13 protein-coding genes are annotated in these 14,298 nt (G+C 68.5%); 10 read left to right on the forward strand and 3 right to left on the reverse strand.

Annotation, left to right across the window (positions count from 1 at the left end; translation table 11 throughout):
* The first annotated feature begins 5 nt into the window (after positions 1-5).
* The 5 genes from VHB92_RS09265 (at position 6) to VHB92_RS09285 (ending at position 6,560) form a co-directional block, all read left to right on the forward strand.
* The gene (locus tag VHB92_RS09265; RefSeq protein ID WP_325453462.1) at positions 6-1,826 is read left to right on the forward strand and encodes an acetolactate synthase large subunit; all 1,821 of its coding nucleotides are present in this window, start codon (positions 6-8) and stop codon (positions 1,824-1,826) included.
* Positions 1,827-1,829: 3 nt separating this feature from the next.
* Entirely contained in the window at positions 1,830-2,339 is a 510-nt protein-coding gene (gene ilvN, locus VHB92_RS09270) for an acetolactate synthase small subunit (RefSeq protein WP_146318913.1), read from the forward strand.
* Positions 2,340-2,387: 48 nt separating this feature from the next.
* Positions 2,388-3,470: a ketol-acid reductoisomerase gene (gene ilvC, locus VHB92_RS09275; protein ID WP_325453626.1), complete on the forward strand. Its 1,083-nt coding sequence runs from the start codon at positions 2,388-2,390 to the stop codon at positions 3,468-3,470.
* A gap of 310 nt (positions 3,471-3,780) precedes the next feature.
* The gene (locus VHB92_RS09280; RefSeq protein WP_325453463.1) at positions 3,781-5,682 is read left to right on the forward strand and encodes a 5'-nucleotidase C-terminal domain-containing protein; all 1,902 of its coding nucleotides are present in this window, start codon (positions 3,781-3,783) and stop codon (positions 5,680-5,682) included.
* Between the two features lie 110 nt (positions 5,683-5,792).
* Positions 5,793-6,560 (forward strand): copper homeostasis protein CutC, encoded by a 768-nt coding sequence (locus VHB92_RS09285; protein WP_325453464.1) that lies wholly within the window; start codon positions 5,793-5,795, stop codon positions 6,558-6,560.
* On the opposite strand, the gene VHB92_RS09290 is transcribed toward VHB92_RS09285, so the two are convergent.
* Entirely contained in the window at positions 6,533-6,991 is a 459-nt protein-coding gene (locus VHB92_RS09290; protein ID WP_325453465.1) for a GNAT family N-acetyltransferase, read from the reverse strand. The two genes, VHB92_RS09285 and VHB92_RS09290, sit on opposite strands and share 28 nt — an antisense overlap.
* Positions 6,988-7,911: an NAD(P)-dependent oxidoreductase gene (locus tag VHB92_RS09295; RefSeq protein ID WP_325453466.1), complete on the reverse strand. Its 924-nt coding sequence runs from the start codon at positions 7,909-7,911 to the stop codon at positions 6,988-6,990. Before VHB92_RS09295 ends, VHB92_RS09290 begins: the two co-directional genes overlap by 4 nt.
* Positions 7,912-8,167: 256 nt before the next feature.
* Between VHB92_RS09295 and serA the strand changes: the two genes are divergently transcribed.
* Both serA and VHB92_RS09305 read left to right on the forward strand, forming a co-directional pair.
* The gene (serA, locus tag VHB92_RS09300; protein WP_325453467.1) at positions 8,168-9,763 is read left to right on the forward strand and encodes a phosphoglycerate dehydrogenase; all 1,596 of its coding nucleotides are present in this window, start codon (positions 8,168-8,170) and stop codon (positions 9,761-9,763) included.
* Between the two features lie 13 nt (positions 9,764-9,776).
* Positions 9,777-10,616, forward strand: a complete 840-nt coding sequence (locus VHB92_RS09305) for a PhzF family phenazine biosynthesis protein (RefSeq protein ID WP_325453468.1) — start codon at positions 9,777-9,779, stop codon at positions 10,614-10,616.
* Positions 10,617-10,730: 114 nt separating this feature from the next.
* Here VHB92_RS09305 and VHB92_RS09310 read toward each other — a convergent pair whose 3' ends face one another.
* A complete protein-coding gene (locus VHB92_RS09310) occupies positions 10,731-10,985 on the reverse strand; it encodes a DUF6458 family protein (protein ID WP_325453469.1) in 255 nt (84 codons plus the stop codon).
* Positions 10,986-11,242: 257 nt separating this feature from the next.
* Between VHB92_RS09310 and VHB92_RS09315 the strand changes: the two genes are divergently transcribed.
* From VHB92_RS09315 to VHB92_RS09325, 3 genes are all read left to right on the forward strand, one after another.
* A complete protein-coding gene (locus VHB92_RS09315) occupies positions 11,243-12,292 on the forward strand; it encodes a 3-isopropylmalate dehydrogenase (protein WP_325453470.1) in 1,050 nt (349 codons plus the stop codon).
* Between the two features lie 93 nt (positions 12,293-12,385).
* Positions 12,386-13,495: a branched-chain amino acid aminotransferase gene (locus VHB92_RS09320; protein ID WP_325453471.1), complete on the forward strand. Its 1,110-nt coding sequence runs from the start codon at positions 12,386-12,388 to the stop codon at positions 13,493-13,495.
* A 4-nt stretch (positions 13,496-13,499) separates the two neighbouring features.
* Positions 13,500-14,273, forward strand: a complete 774-nt coding sequence (locus tag VHB92_RS09325; protein ID WP_325453472.1) for a fumarylacetoacetate hydrolase family protein — start codon at positions 13,500-13,502, stop codon at positions 14,271-14,273.
* Positions 14,274-14,298 lie beyond the last annotated feature (25 nt).

Consider the following 14,298-nt stretch of genomic DNA (forward strand, 5'->3'; position numbering starts at 1 on the left):
CCCCTATGACTACGGAACCTCGAGCCGTGCCCACCTCGGCAGCGCGCGCTGCCAGGGCGGGCGGCAGCCCGGACAAGCCCGATCTCATCACCGGGTCGGCCGCGATCCTGCGGTCGCTCGCTCACCTCGGCGTCAAGGACGTGTTCGGGCTTCCCGGCGGCGCCATCATCCCGTTCTACGACGAGCTCATGGCGCAGGACGCCATCCGGCACATCCTCGTGCGCCACGAGCAGGGCGCGGGCCACGCCGCAGAGGGATACGCCACGGCAGGACGCCGGGTCGGCGTGGCGATCGCGACCTCCGGGCCCGGAGCCACCAATCTGGTCACCGCGATCGCCGACGCCCACATGGACTCGGTGCCGACGCTCTTCATCACGGGGCAGGTGTTCTCCACCCTGATGGGGACGGATGCCTTCCAGGAGGCCGACATCGTCGGCATCACCATGCCGATCACCAAGCACTCGTTCCTGGTCAGCGACGCCGACGACATCCCGTCGACCATCGCCGCGGCGTACCACATCGCCTCGACCGGACGCCCGGGCCCGGTGCTCGTCGACGTCACGAAGGATGCGCAGCAGAACCTCACCGAGTTCTCCTGGCCGCCCGTCGTCGACCTGCCCGGCTACCGTCCCGTGACAAAGGCGCACGGCAAGCAGGTGCACGCTGCGGCACGGCTTCTCGCCGAGGCGAGCAAGCCCGTGCTGTACGTCGGCGGCGGTGTCGTGCGGTCCGAGGCATCCGACGAGCTGTTCGCTCTCGCCGAGGCGACGGGTGCGCCGGTCGTGACCACGCTCACGGCCCGCGGCGCGTTCCCGGACTCGAACAAGCAGCACCTGGGCATGCCCGGCATGCACGGAACGGTCGCGGCGGTGCTGGCACTGCAGGATGCCGACCTCATCGTCTCCCTCGGCGCGCGTTTCGACGACCGCGTCACGGGCAAGGTGTCGGAGTTCGCTCCGCACGCCAAGATCGTGCATGTCGACGTCGACCCCGCCGAGATCTCGAAGATCCGGCACGCCGACGTCCCGATCGTCGGCGATGCCAAAGACGTCATCGCCGACCTGACTTCCGCCTACGAGCACGAGGTGGCCGCCGTCGGCAAGCCCGACCTGAGCGGGTGGTGGGCCAAGCTCGACGGTCTGCGCACCCAGTTCCCGCTCGGATACACGCCCACGAGCGACGGTCTGCTGTCGCCGCAGGCGGTCATCCAGCGCATCGGGGAGCTCACCGGACCCGAGGGGGTCTACGTAGCGGGAGTGGGCCAGCACCAGATGTGGGCCGCGCAGTTCATCAAGTACGAGCGGCCGAACGCGTTCCTCAACTCCGGCGGTGCGGGCACCATGGGCTACGCGGTGCCGGCTGCGATGGGGGCGAAGGTGTCGCAGCCCGACCGCGTGGTGTGGGCGATCGACGGCGACGGATGCTTCCAGATGACCAATCAGGAGCTCGCCACCTGCACGATCAACGACATCCCCATCAAGGTCGCGATCATCAACAACTCGTCGCTCGGCATGGTGCGGCAGTGGCAGACGCTCTTCTACGACGGACGTCACTCGTTCACCGACCTGGACACGGGCCACGAGACACGCATGATCCCCGACTTCGTGAAGCTGGCCGAGGCGTACGGCGCGCTCGGCATCCGCGTCACGAAGGAAGAGGAGATCGACGACGCGATCAAGCTGGCGCTGGAGACGAACGACCGGCCGGTCGTCATCGACTTCATCGTGAGCCGCGACGCGATGGTGTGGCCGATGGTTCCGCAGGGCGTGAGCAACTCGAACGTGCAGTACGCGAAAGACCATGCACCGACCTGGGGAGAGGAGTAGACCATGTCGACACACGTGCTGTCCCTTCTCGTCGAAGACAAAGCGGGTCTGCTCACGCGCGTGGCCGGCCTCTTCGCCCGCCGCGGGTTCAACATCTCGTCGCTCGCCGTGGGCGTCAGCGAGGTGCCCGGGCTCTCGCGAATCACCGTGGTGGTGGACGTGGAGGATGCCCCGCTCGAGCAGGTCACCAAGCAGCTGAACAAGCTCATCAACGTGATCAAGATCGTGGAGCTCGACACCGATCAGTCGGTGCAGCGCGAGCACCTGCTCATCAAGGTGCGCGTCGACCACACGACAAGATCGCAAGTGCTGGAGGCGGTCAACCTGTTCCGCGCCAGGGTGGTGGACGTGGCCACCGACGCGCTCGTGATCGAGGTGACCGGCGACACCGGCAAGACCGAGGCGCTGCTTCGCGTGCTCGAGCCGTACGGCATCAAGGAGATGGCGCAGTCCGGCCTGCTGGCGATCGGACGCGGCTCCAAGTCGATCACCGACCGCGTCTTCAAGAACTGAAAACCGTGCTCACCGCGTCTTGAGCCTGTCGAAAGGCGCACACATCCCATCCGGGCCCTTCGACACGCTCAGGGCACGAATCACAAGGAGAAACAACACCCCATGGCTGAGATCTACTACGACAACGACGCCGACCTGACGATCATCCAGGACAAGAAGGTGCTCGTCGTCGGCTACGGCTCGCAGGGCCACGCACACGCCCAGAACCTGCGCGACTCGGGCGTCGAGGTGCGCATCGGCCTGCAGGAGGGATCGAAGTCCACCCAGCGCGCCCAGGAGGCGGGCTTCCAGGTCGTCACACCGGCCGAGGGAACCTCGTGGGCCGACGTGATCGTCATCCTCGCACCTGACCAGGTGCAGCGCCACCTGTACGCGGACGACATCGCTCCGAACCTCGGCGACGGCAAGGCCCTCGTCTTCGGCCACGGCTTCAACATCCGCTTCGGCTACATCCAGGCTCCCGAGGGCGTGGACGTCATCATGGTCGCCCCCAAGGGACCCGGTCACACCGTGCGCCGCGAGTACGTCGCCGGCCGCGGCGTTCCGGTGATCGTCGCCGTCGAGAACGACGCGACCGGCAACGCGTGGCCGCTCGCGCTCAGCTACGCGAAGGGCATCGGCGGTCTGCGCGCGGGTGGCATCAAGACCACGTTCACGGAGGAGACAGAGACGGACCTGTTCGGCGAGCAGGCCGTGCTGTGCGGCGGTGTCTCGCACCTCATCCAGGCGGGCTTCGAGACGCTCACGAAGGCCGGATACCAGCCGGAGATCGCCTACTTCGAGGTGCTCCACGAGATGAAGCTCATCGTGGACCTCATCTGGGAGGGCGGCATCTCGAAGATGCGCTGGAGCGTCTCGGACACGGCCGAGTACGGCGACTACGTCTCCGGCCCGCGCGTGATCGACGACCACACGAAGCAGGCGATGCAGGGCATCCTCGACGACATCCGCTCCGGCGCCTTCGCCGAGCGCTTCATCGCCGACCAGGATGCCGGTGCGCCGGAGTTCCTCGCCGCTCGCAAGGCAGGCGAAGACCACCCCATCGAGTCGACCGGTCGCGAGCTGCGCAAGCTGTTCGCGTGGAACTCGTCGGATGACGACGACTACGTGGACGGCGAAGTCGCGCGCTGACCCAAGCCGACTCAACCGACGGTTGAGCGTGTCGAAACCGCCGGGGCTGACCGTTCTATCGCGGGTTGAGCTTGTCTAAACCGCCTGGGTTGTACCTAGCCCGGTTTCGACAAGCTCAGCCGGCGGTGTCGCCGGTTTCGGTGGCGGGTTTCGACGGGCTCAACCCGCGGTGTGCGGCCGCGGCGGGTTTCGACAGGCTCAACCCGCGGTGTGCGGCTGCGACCGCGGCGGCGCGCAGAGGAGCGAGTACCGGAAGTTCACCCGATCGTCCCTTGTTCGGGGGCCACGTGCTGTGGTCGCATGGGGAGCCATGAACGTACCTACAGGCACCCATGGCCACTCCCACTACAACGAACCCTCACCGCGCTGGTGCTCGTGCGCAGTACCGGATGACACGACGGCCGAGCAGAGCGGAGGCGCGCGCCGCGGGATCAGCCGTCGCGGCCTGATCACGGGAGCCTCGGCGGCCGGCGTGCTCGCCGCTGCCGGCTGGCCGGGCGCGGCGCAGGCGGCCCAGCCCGCGCACGGCGGCCCGGGCAAAGACGTGACGATCACGATCATGGGCACGTCCGACATCCACAGCAACGCGATCAACTGGGACTACTACAAGGACGGCCCGTTCAGCGACGCGACCGGTGACGTCGTCGGGCTCGCGCGGGTGTCGAGCCTCGTCAACCAGATCCGGGCCGATCGCGGCCGCGACCACACGCTGCTCTTCGACGCCGGGGACATCATCCAGGGCACGCCGCTGGGCTTCTACTACGCGACGGTGGAGCCGACGACGAAGACGGGTGCCGTGCATCCGATGGCGCTGCAGATGAACGCGATCGGATACGACGCGGTCGTGCTGGGAAACCACGAGTTCAACTACGGACTGGAGTTCCTCGACCACTGGGTCTCGCAGATGCAGGCACCCGTGCTGGCCGCGAACGCCGTGCACCCGGGCACCAAGATCCCGAAGTACAAGCCGTACGTCATCAAGACGATGAAGCTCAAGGGCATGCCGCCGCTGCGTGTCGGCGTGCTGGGCCTCACCAATCCGGGCGTCGTGATCTGGGACAAGGCGAACGTCAGCGGCAAGCTCGACGTGCTGGATGTGATCGAGACGGCAGCGAGCTGGGTGCCGAGGATGCACAGGGACGGCGCCGACATCGTGGTCGTGAGCGTGCACGCCGGCGACAGCGGGCTCTCCTCGTACAGCGGCGACATCCCCGTGGAGAACGCGGCGGCGATGCTGGGGGAGCAGGTGCCGGGCATCGACGCCATCCTGTTCGGACACGCGCACATCGACGTTCCGCAGCGGTTCGTGACGAACTCGGCAACCGGCGAGCAGGTCGTGATGAGCGAGCCGAAGTGCTGGGGCGAGCGGCTAAGCGTGTTCGACCTGTCGCTGTCGTTCGAGCGCGGCACGTGGAAGGTGACCTCCAAGTCGGCGATCACGGTCAACACCAACACCGTGGCCGACGACCCGAAGCTCGTCGCGATCGTGAAGTCCGAGCACGACGCGGTGGTCGCGTACGTGAACAAGCCGGTGGCGACATCCACCGAGACCATGTCGGCCGCGGATGCCTGCTGGCAGGACACCGCCATCCTCGACTACATCAACGTGGTGCAGACGGCCAAGGTGACGGAGGCGATAGCGGGAACATCGTACGCATCGCTGCCGGTGGTCTCGATCGCCGCGCCCTTCAACCGCGCAGCGACCTTCCCTGCCGGCTCCGTCACGATCAAGGACGTCGCCGGGCTCTACATCTACGACAACACGCTGCTCGGATCCGTGCTCACCGGTGCCCAGATCAAGGACTACCTGGAGTACTCGGCCCGCTACTACAAGCAGGTGGCGGCGGACGCGCCGGTAGACCCCGCATCGTGGACGAACAACCACGACCTGCCGGACTACAACTACGATCAGTTCTCGGGCGTGGTGTACGACATCGACCTCACCCGGCCGGAGGGGTCGCGGATCACCGGGCTGAGCTACTCGGGCACGCCTGTGACCGACGACCAGCAGTTCGTCGTGGCGGTGAACAACTACCGTCAGTCCGGCGGAGGCGGCTTCCCGCACATCGCCGAGGCACCGGTGGTCTACAACGCTCAGGTGGCCATCCGTGAGGCCATCGTCGCCTACGCGACGGCGCAGGGCACGATCGACCCCGCCGAGTTCCACGTGGAGAACTGGCGGCTCGTGCGCGGCGCTACACCGGTGTTCTGAGCGGAGGTCGGCAGACAGTCGGCGGCGGAGGCTGCCCGCCGGTAGCGTTGCGAGCACGCAGGGCGCCGAGACGTCCCGTGCGACGCCGTTGAGCCGGGGAGGACCATCGCATGCAGACCGGCACTCTCGCGCCCGAGATCGAACTCGCAGTGCAGGATCTTGCGGGAGTTCGCATCGCGCTCGCGGAGGGCGCGGACCGGGTCGAACTGTGCTCGGCGCTCCGGGTGGGAGGGCTCACCCCGAGCGCCGGGCTCATCGAGCGGGCGATCGAGCTCGGCAGGCAGGCCGACAGACCGGGGTTCGTCCACGTGCTGATTCGTCCACGCATGGGTGGGTTCTTCTACTCCGACGACGAGCTCGAGGTGATGCTCCGCGACATCCGGCAGGCCAGGGAGCTCGGTGCGGGCGGCGTCGTGGTCGGGCTCGTGGACGAGCGCGGGCGCGTGGACCTCGAGTCCACCGCAGCGCTGGTGGATGCCGCAGGGCCGCTCGCCGTCACGTATCACCGTGCCATCGATGTGGTGCGTGACCCGGTGGCGGCGGTCCCGGCGCTGGCGAGGATCGGCGTGCGGCGCATCCTCACGTCGGGAACGGCGCGGCGCGCGATCGACGGCATGCCGACGTTGCGAGAGCTCGTGCGCCGTGCGGCCGGTGGCATCCAGGTGATGGCCGGCGGCGGCATCAAGGCGGAGCACTACGGGGAGCTCGCGGCGACGGGCGTCGACGCCGTGCATCTGTCGGCGCGGATGACCGTGACCGGGCAGGCGAGCGGACCGGGCGGCGGGCATCCCGAGTACGAGACGACGGATGCGGGCGCCGTGCGCGCGATGATCGCGGCACGGCGGGCGCATCAACCCTCTGCCGGCTCGAGGTCGTAGACCACCCAGCGCACGGATGCGACGCTGTCGTACAGCCGTCGCGCCGTCGCGTTGCCCGGCGCGGTGAGCCAGCGGACCTTGGTTGCACCCTCCCGCGCAGCGACGGCGGAGACCCCGTCGATCAGCGCCCGGCCCACGCCCTGCAACCGTGCCGCCGGAGCCGTGAACAGGTCGTCGAGGAAGATGCCGGATGCTCCGGTGCTGGGCCGCGCGAACGTGCGGTAGTGCGCGATGCCGACGAGGTCGCCGTTCGCGGGATGCGCGGCGACCAGCGCGCGCACCTCGTGGCCGTCATCCATCAACCAGTCCCACACCGTGTCGACGACGGCGTCGCCCTCGTCGAGTTCATAGAAATCGCGATAGGCGGCGAACAGCGCGGCCCACGACGGGCGGTCTTCCTCTGCCACCGGCCGGACGATCCACTCGGTCACGACACCCTCGATTCCGCCGCACCGGTCGTTGTATCGGGAGACGCTGCTGTGCCGGCCGGTACCGCAACCCCGCCGTCCGGTGCCGTGAATCCCTGACGCCAGGACGCGAAACGCGGCCTCCAGCCCAGGCTGCGCGCGAGGGCATTCGACGCCGGTCGCCCGTGCGGAAGGCCGGTGGGGACGGCCGGGGCGGGCGCGCCGAGCGCGTCGGCGAGCACGGGGAGCCACTCCTCGGCCCTCGCCGGCTCGTCGTCCACGATCTGCACCACACCGCGCGGCCAGTGGAGTGCGAGCACCGCTGCGGCCGCGGCATCCGCCACGTGCACGAAGCTGCCGATCTCGGTGGTCGCGGTGAGCGCTCGCCGAAGCGCGGCATCCGATTCCGCCGACCGGGCGCTATGCCACGTGCCAGGTCCGTAGAGCTGGCCGTACCGCAGCACGACGCCGTGCGGCAGCTCGAGCACGGCGGCCTCCAGCTCGGGAACGCCAGGTGTGACGCCATCGCGGAACGGTTCCTGCTCGGTGCCAAGTGAGTCGCCGTCGGGAACGACCCAGCTGATGCTCTGCGCCACCATGCGCTGCACGCCGTGCCGCCGGGCGGCGTCGACGAGCGCCTGCGTTCCCTCGATCCTGATCCGGGCGTTCGCGGCGACGTCGTAGTCAGCGAGGTCGGTGAGCTGGTGGATGACGGCATCCGGCCTGGACGCCACGAACGCCTCCTCCACGGTCTGCGGCAGGTAGACATCCATGACGAGCGGATGCGCGCCCTCGCCCTCGATGTCCGCCGCCTTCACTGCCGACCTGCTGGTCGCCCACACCTCGTGTCCTGCCGCCACCAGCATGGGCGTGAGCTCTCGTCCGATAGCGCCTGCACCGCCTGCCACGAGGATGCGCATCCCGTCTCCTTCACAAATCGTCACGTTGACCGCCAGCGTACGAATCCTCCGATCGGGCCCGCCGGTCCAATCCGCGACAGATCGAACGGGCCGTTCCGGTCGCGGACGCGTGCATGCCACTCCCGCACCGCACTCCGGCGTGCGCTCGGTGCTCTGCTCACGTGCGCAGAGCACCCCCGGGCTCGCACTAGGGTTGAGGTGACCGCGCCCCGATGGCCGTGGCGTGCGGGCTCACGCGCCCACGCCTCCCACCGCTCACTCTCGTCGAAGGGTCCCTTTCGTGTCGAAACCGGTCGTTCTGATCGCCGAAGAACTCTCGCCCGCCACCGTCGAAGCTCTCGGGCCCGACTTCGACGTCCGCTCGGTGGACGGCACGGACCGCTCGCAGCTGCTGGAGGCGTTGTCCGACGCCGACGCTGTGCTCATCCGCTCGGCGACGAAGATCGACGCCGAGGCCATCGCCGCAGCCCCGAAGCTCAAGGTCGTGGCGCGAGCCGGGGTCGGACTCGACAACGTCGACATCAAGGCGGCGACCGAAGCCGGCGTCATGGTGGTCAACGCGCCCACGTCGAACATCATCTCGGCGGCCGAGCTCACCATCGGGCACATCCTGTCGCTGGCCCGTCACATCCCGGCGGGCAACGCCTCGCTGACGGCGGGGGAGTGGAAGCGCTCCAAGTACACCGGAACCGAGCTGTACGAGAAGACCATCGGCATCATCGGACTCGGTAGGATCGGCGCGCTCATCACCGCGCGCCTGCAGGCCTTCGGAACGACGATCATCGCGTACGACCCGTACGTCACCTCGGCCAGGGCGCAGCAGCTCGGCGTGCAGCTCGTGAGCCTGGACGAGCTGCTGCAGCGGGCCGACTTCATCACCATTCACATGCCGAAGACGCCCGAGACGATCGGCATGATCGGCGACGACCAGCTCGCGCTCATGAAGAAGACGGCGTACATCGTCAACGTGGCTCGCGGCGGCCTCATCGATGAGGAAGCGCTGTACCGCGCACTGACGAGCGGAACCATCGCGGGCGCGGGGCTCGACGTGTTCAGCACGGAACCGCCGCTGTCGTCCCCGCTGCTGCAGCTGGAGAACGTCGTGGTCACGCCGCACCTGGGCGCCTCGACCGCCGAGGCGCAGGAGAAGGCCGGCGTCTCCGTCGCCCGGTCCGTTCGCCTGGCGCTGTCGGGAGAGCTCGTTCCGGATGCCGTCAACGTCGCGGGCGGCGTCATCGACCCGTACGTGCGCCCCGGCATCCCACTGCTGGAGAAGCTCGGTCAGGTCTTCAGCGGACTGGCGAAGAACAGCCCCATCACGAGCGTCGACGTGGAGATCAGGGGCGAGCTCGTCGACTACGACGTGAGCGTGCTCAAGCTGGCCGCGCTCAAGGGCATCTTCACGAACATCGTCAGCGAGAACGTCTCCTACGTGAACGCGCCGCTCCTCGCCGAGCAACGCGGCATCGAGGTACGCCTGCTCACGGATGCCGAGAGCGAGGACTACCGCAACGTGTTGACCCTGCGCGGCGCGCTGGCCGACGGCTCGCAGATCTCCGTATCGGGAACCCTCACCGGCCCCAAGCAGATCGAGAAGATCGTGGCGATCGACGGATACGACGTCGAGGTGCCGCTCGCCCAGCACCTCATCGTCATGGTGTACGACGACCGGCCGGGCATCGTCGCGGTGTACGGCCGCGAGTTCGGCGACGCCGGCATCAACATCGCCGGCATGCAGATCGCGCGCACCACGGCGGGCGGCAAGGCCCTGAGCGTGCTCACGGTCGACTCGCCGGTGCCCGACGGCATCCTCGAGTCCGTGCGAGCCGCGATCGATGCCGACGTCATGCAGGCGATCGACATCGCCGAGTCCTGAACGGTCGCCCGTGATGTCCGACGCACGGCGGTTCGCGCAGGTCGATGTCTTCGGCGCCGAGTCGCTGAAAGGCAATCCGGTCGCCGTGGTCGTGGATGCCGACGGGCTCGGCGACGACGACCTGGCAGCGTTCGCCCGCTGGACGAACCTCTCCGAGACCACGTTCCTGCTGCCGCCGGTCGATACGGCGGCCGACTACCGGCTGCGCATCTTCACGCCGGGCGGTGAGCTGCCGTTCGCGGGACACCCGACGCTGGGGAGCGCGCACGCCTGGCTCGAGGCGGGCGGAGTGCCGAAGAACGCCGGAAGCGTGGTGCAGGAGTGCGGTGTCGGGCTCGTGGAGCTGCACAGAGACGGGGAACGCCTCGCCTTCGAAGCCCCGCCGCTCCTTCGCTCCGGCGCCGTGGACGACGACACGATCGCGCAGGTCGCCGGCGCGCTGCGCATCCGCCGCGACGAGATCGTCGCCATCGAATGGGTCGACAACGGGCCGGGATGGCTGGGCGTGCTCCTGACCGACGCCGAGGACGTTCTCGCTCTCACCCCCGACTTCGCGGTGATGGACGACCTGAAAGTCGGCGTTGTCGCGCCGCAGCCGGAGGATGCCGAGACCGACTTCGAGGTGCGCGCTTTCGTGCCGTCGCTCGGCATTCCGGAGGACCCGGTGACCGGGAGCCTGGGCGCCGGTCTCGCCGTCTGGCTGATCGGCTCGGGACGGGCGCCTGAGCGCTACGTCGCTGCGCAGGGCACGGCGCTCGGCCGTGCCGGCCGCGTGCACGTGGAGAAGGTGGCGGGCCGCCACTGGATCGGCGGCGCGACCAGAACCCTCATCGACGGCCTCGTGCGGCTCTGAGCCGGTCCGCTGAGACGCCGACCGGCCGAGACACGGGCGCGCGCCGCCCGCAATCAGCGCGGACATGATGATGGGGCGGATGCCGTCCGGCATCCGCCCCACCCTCGCGTCGTTCTAGTACACGTTCGGGTCGTCGCGGCGAGTGGTGTCCACTTGCTGACCCGTGTTCGGGTCGATGGTGGTGCTCCTCGTCACCCGCGACGTGCGCTTGCGCGTCAACAGGATGATGCCGAGGATCGTGATGATGATGCCGGCGATCAGGCAGATGTAACCCACCATGTGCAGATCGATCCATCCGACGTTCACGTTCAGCGCGAAGGCCAGGATGGCGCCGACCACGATCAGGAAGATTCCGCCTCCAAGACTCACGTGCTCCTCCTCTCCTCGTCCTCGACCGCGACAGTGGCCTGTGCGACCAGTGGCCTGTGCGACCGAGCGACGTCACGACGTGCACCGATCGATGCAGTCGGCGCCAGGTTAGGCGCATCCGGTGGCGGCGGGCAGGGGCTCGACCACGGGCGCCGAGTGGTGTAGGCCGCCTCCGCCCGCCGATACGCTAGGTGGTATCCCACGTCGGTGTGCCGTTGCGCAGTGAGCACGGATGCCGACCCGCGCGAAGGAGTCCCATGTCACGTCTGGTCAGGCTCGCCGTCATCCCAGGTGACGGCATCGGTCCCGAGGTCGTCGCCGAAGGCGTCAAGGTGCTGGATGCCGTCGCCGATCCTGACCGGATCCGCTTCGAGAAGACCTACTTCGAGTTGGGCGCTGCGCGTTACCTCGCCACGGGCGACGTGCTGACAGATGCGGATCTCGAGGCCATCGCGGCACACGACGCCATCCTGCTCGGAGCCGTCGGAGGCAAGCCGGGCGACCCCAGACTCGCCGGCGCCAACATCGAACGCGGACTGCTCTTGAAGCTGCGGTTCGCGCTCGACCATTACGTGAACCTGCGGCCCACGGTCATCCTGCCCGGCGTCGTCAGTCCCCTGAGCGACCCGGGCGAGGTGGACTTCGTCGTCGTGCGAGAGGGCACGGAAGGGCCGTACGTCGGAAACGGCGGGTCCATCCGCGTCGGCACGCCGCAGGAGATCGCGAACGAGGTGTCCGTGAACACGGCGTTCGGCGTGGAGCGGGTCGTGCGCTACGCGTTCGACCAGGCCGAGAAGCGACGCAAGAAGCTCACGCTCGTGCACAAGACCAATGTGCTCGTGAACGCCGGGGGACTCTGGAAGCGCATCGTCGACCAGGTGGCGGCCGAGCATCCGGAGGTCACGGTCGACTACCTGCACGTCGACGCGGCGACGATCTTCATGGTGACCGATCCTGCTAGATTCGATGTCATCGTCACGGACAACCTCTTCGGCGACATTCTGACCGATCTCGCGGCCGCGATCAGCGGCGGCATCGGTCTCGCGGCATCCGGCAACATCAACCCGGACGGGGCGTTCCCGAGCATGTTCGAGCCGGTGCACGGCTCGGCGCCTGACGTCGCAGGAGAGGGCAAGGCTGACCCCACCGCCGCCATCCTCTCCGTCGCCCTGCTGCTCGACCACCTCGGCGAGACGGATGCCGCCGACCGCGTTCGCGCGGCCGTCACCTCCGACCTCGCCGACCGTGCCGGCCAGCGGAGCACGTCCGAGATCGGCGACGCGATCGCCGCTCGGCTCGCCGGCTGAGACGCCCCTTCGGGCGGTCAGTCGGCTGACGTAACCTGTTCTCGACGCGGCGCAGCCTGAGGCGCGTCGACCGACCTCGAAGGGGATCTTTCGATGACCATTCCGCTTACTGACATCACGCCGCTCCTGTGGCAGGTGACGCCCAACCCGGCGCCGCGCAGCTCGGCGGAGCGCGAGGAGATTCTGGCCGACCCGGGCTTCGGGCAGTACTTCACCGACCACATGGTCGACATCTGCTGGTCGGAGAAGGGCGGATGGCACCGGCCCCGGGTCAGCCCGTACGGTCCCATCCAGTTGGAGCCGTCGGCGGCCGTGCTGCACTACGCACAGGAGGTCTTCGAGGGTCTGAAGGCGTACCGCCACTCCGACGGTTCGATCTGGACGTTCCGCCCCGAGGCCAACGCGCGCCGGATGCAGCGCTCCGCCCACCGGCTTGCTCTGCCGAAACTGCCCGTCGACTACTTCGTCGAGGCCATCAGGCGCCTGCTCGCGGTCGACGGAGACTGGGTGCCCTCGGCGCCGGAGACGAGCCTGTACCTGAGGCCGTTCATGTTCGCCAAGGAGGCGTTTCTGGGCGTCCGGCCGGCGGCCAAGGTGGCGTTCTACGTCATCGCCAGCCCGGCGGGCGCGTACTTCAAGGGCGGCATCGCGCCCGTGTCGATCTGGCTGTCTGAGGAGTACTCGCGCGCCGGGGTCGGCGGAACCGGTGCTGCGAAGACTGGAGGCAACTACGCGGCGAGCCTTCTGCCGCAGGCCGAGGCCTACGAGCACGGATGCGCGCAGGTGCTGTTCCTCGACTCCGTGGAGGGCAAGTTCATCGAAGAGCTGGGCGGCATGAACGTCGTGCTCGTCTACCGCGACGGCACGCTGGTGACGCCCGCGTCGGACTCCATCCTCGAGGGCGTCACGCTGGACTCGATCCTGCAACTGGCCCGCGACCGTGGTCACCGCGTCGAGCAGCGCCCCGTGTCGATCGACGAGTGGCGTGCCGGCGAGGCATCCGGCGACATCGTGGAAGCGTTCGCGTGCGGAACGGCCGCCGTCGTCACGCCGATCGCGCAGCTGAAGTCGCGTGACTTCAGCATCGGTTCGGCGGATGCGCCGGCAGGGGAGCTGACGATGTCGCTGCGGCAGGAGCTGACCGACATCCAGTATGGGCGTGCGGAGGACCGGCACGGCTGGCTGACCCGCATGGACGCCTGAGCCCGTGAAGATCGCACGCTTCAGCCACGGCGGCGCGCTCGCCTTCGGCATCCTCGACGAGGAAGAGCGCGAGTGGGTCGTGCTCTCCGGCGACCCCATGTACGCGGGATACGAGACGACGGGGGAGCGGGTGAAGCTCACGGATGCGACGCTGCTCGCGCCCGTGCTTCCCCGCTCCAAGGTGATCGGCATCGGCCGCAACTACCGCGACCATGCGGCGGAGATGGGGTCGGAGGCGCCGGCGGAACCGCTCATGTTCCTGAAGCCGAACACGTCGGTGATCGGCCCGGATGACGCCATCGTGCTGCCGCCCCAGTCTTCCAGGGTCGAGCACGAGGGTGAGCTTGTGGTCGTGATCGGCCGCATCACCAAGGACGTCGCGGTCGAGGATGCTCTCGGTTCCGTGTTCGGGTACACCGTCGGCAACGACGTCACCGCGCGCGACCTGCAGCGCTCTGACGGCCAGTGGGCGCGCGGCAAAGGGTTCGACACGTTCTGCCCGCTGGGGCCGGTCATCGAGACCGAGTTCGACGCCGAATCCGCCACGATCGAGACGAGCGTGAACGGCGAGGTGCGGCAGTCCGGACGGATCGCCGATCTCATCCACGGCATCCCTGAGCTCGTCGCGTATGCCGCGAGCGTCTGGACGCTGCTGCCCGGCGACGTCATCATGACGGGCACACCGGCGGGCGTCGGACCGCTCGTCGCGGGCGATCGCGTGGACGTGACGGTGAGCGGCATCGGCACGTTGTCGAACCCCGTGCGGGCGAAAGGCTGACCGACCCGTCGGGCCCTAGACTTCC

Source organism: Humibacter sp. (assembly GCF_035547335.1).
GTDB lineage: Bacteria > Actinomycetota > Actinomycetes > Actinomycetales > Microbacteriaceae > Humibacter.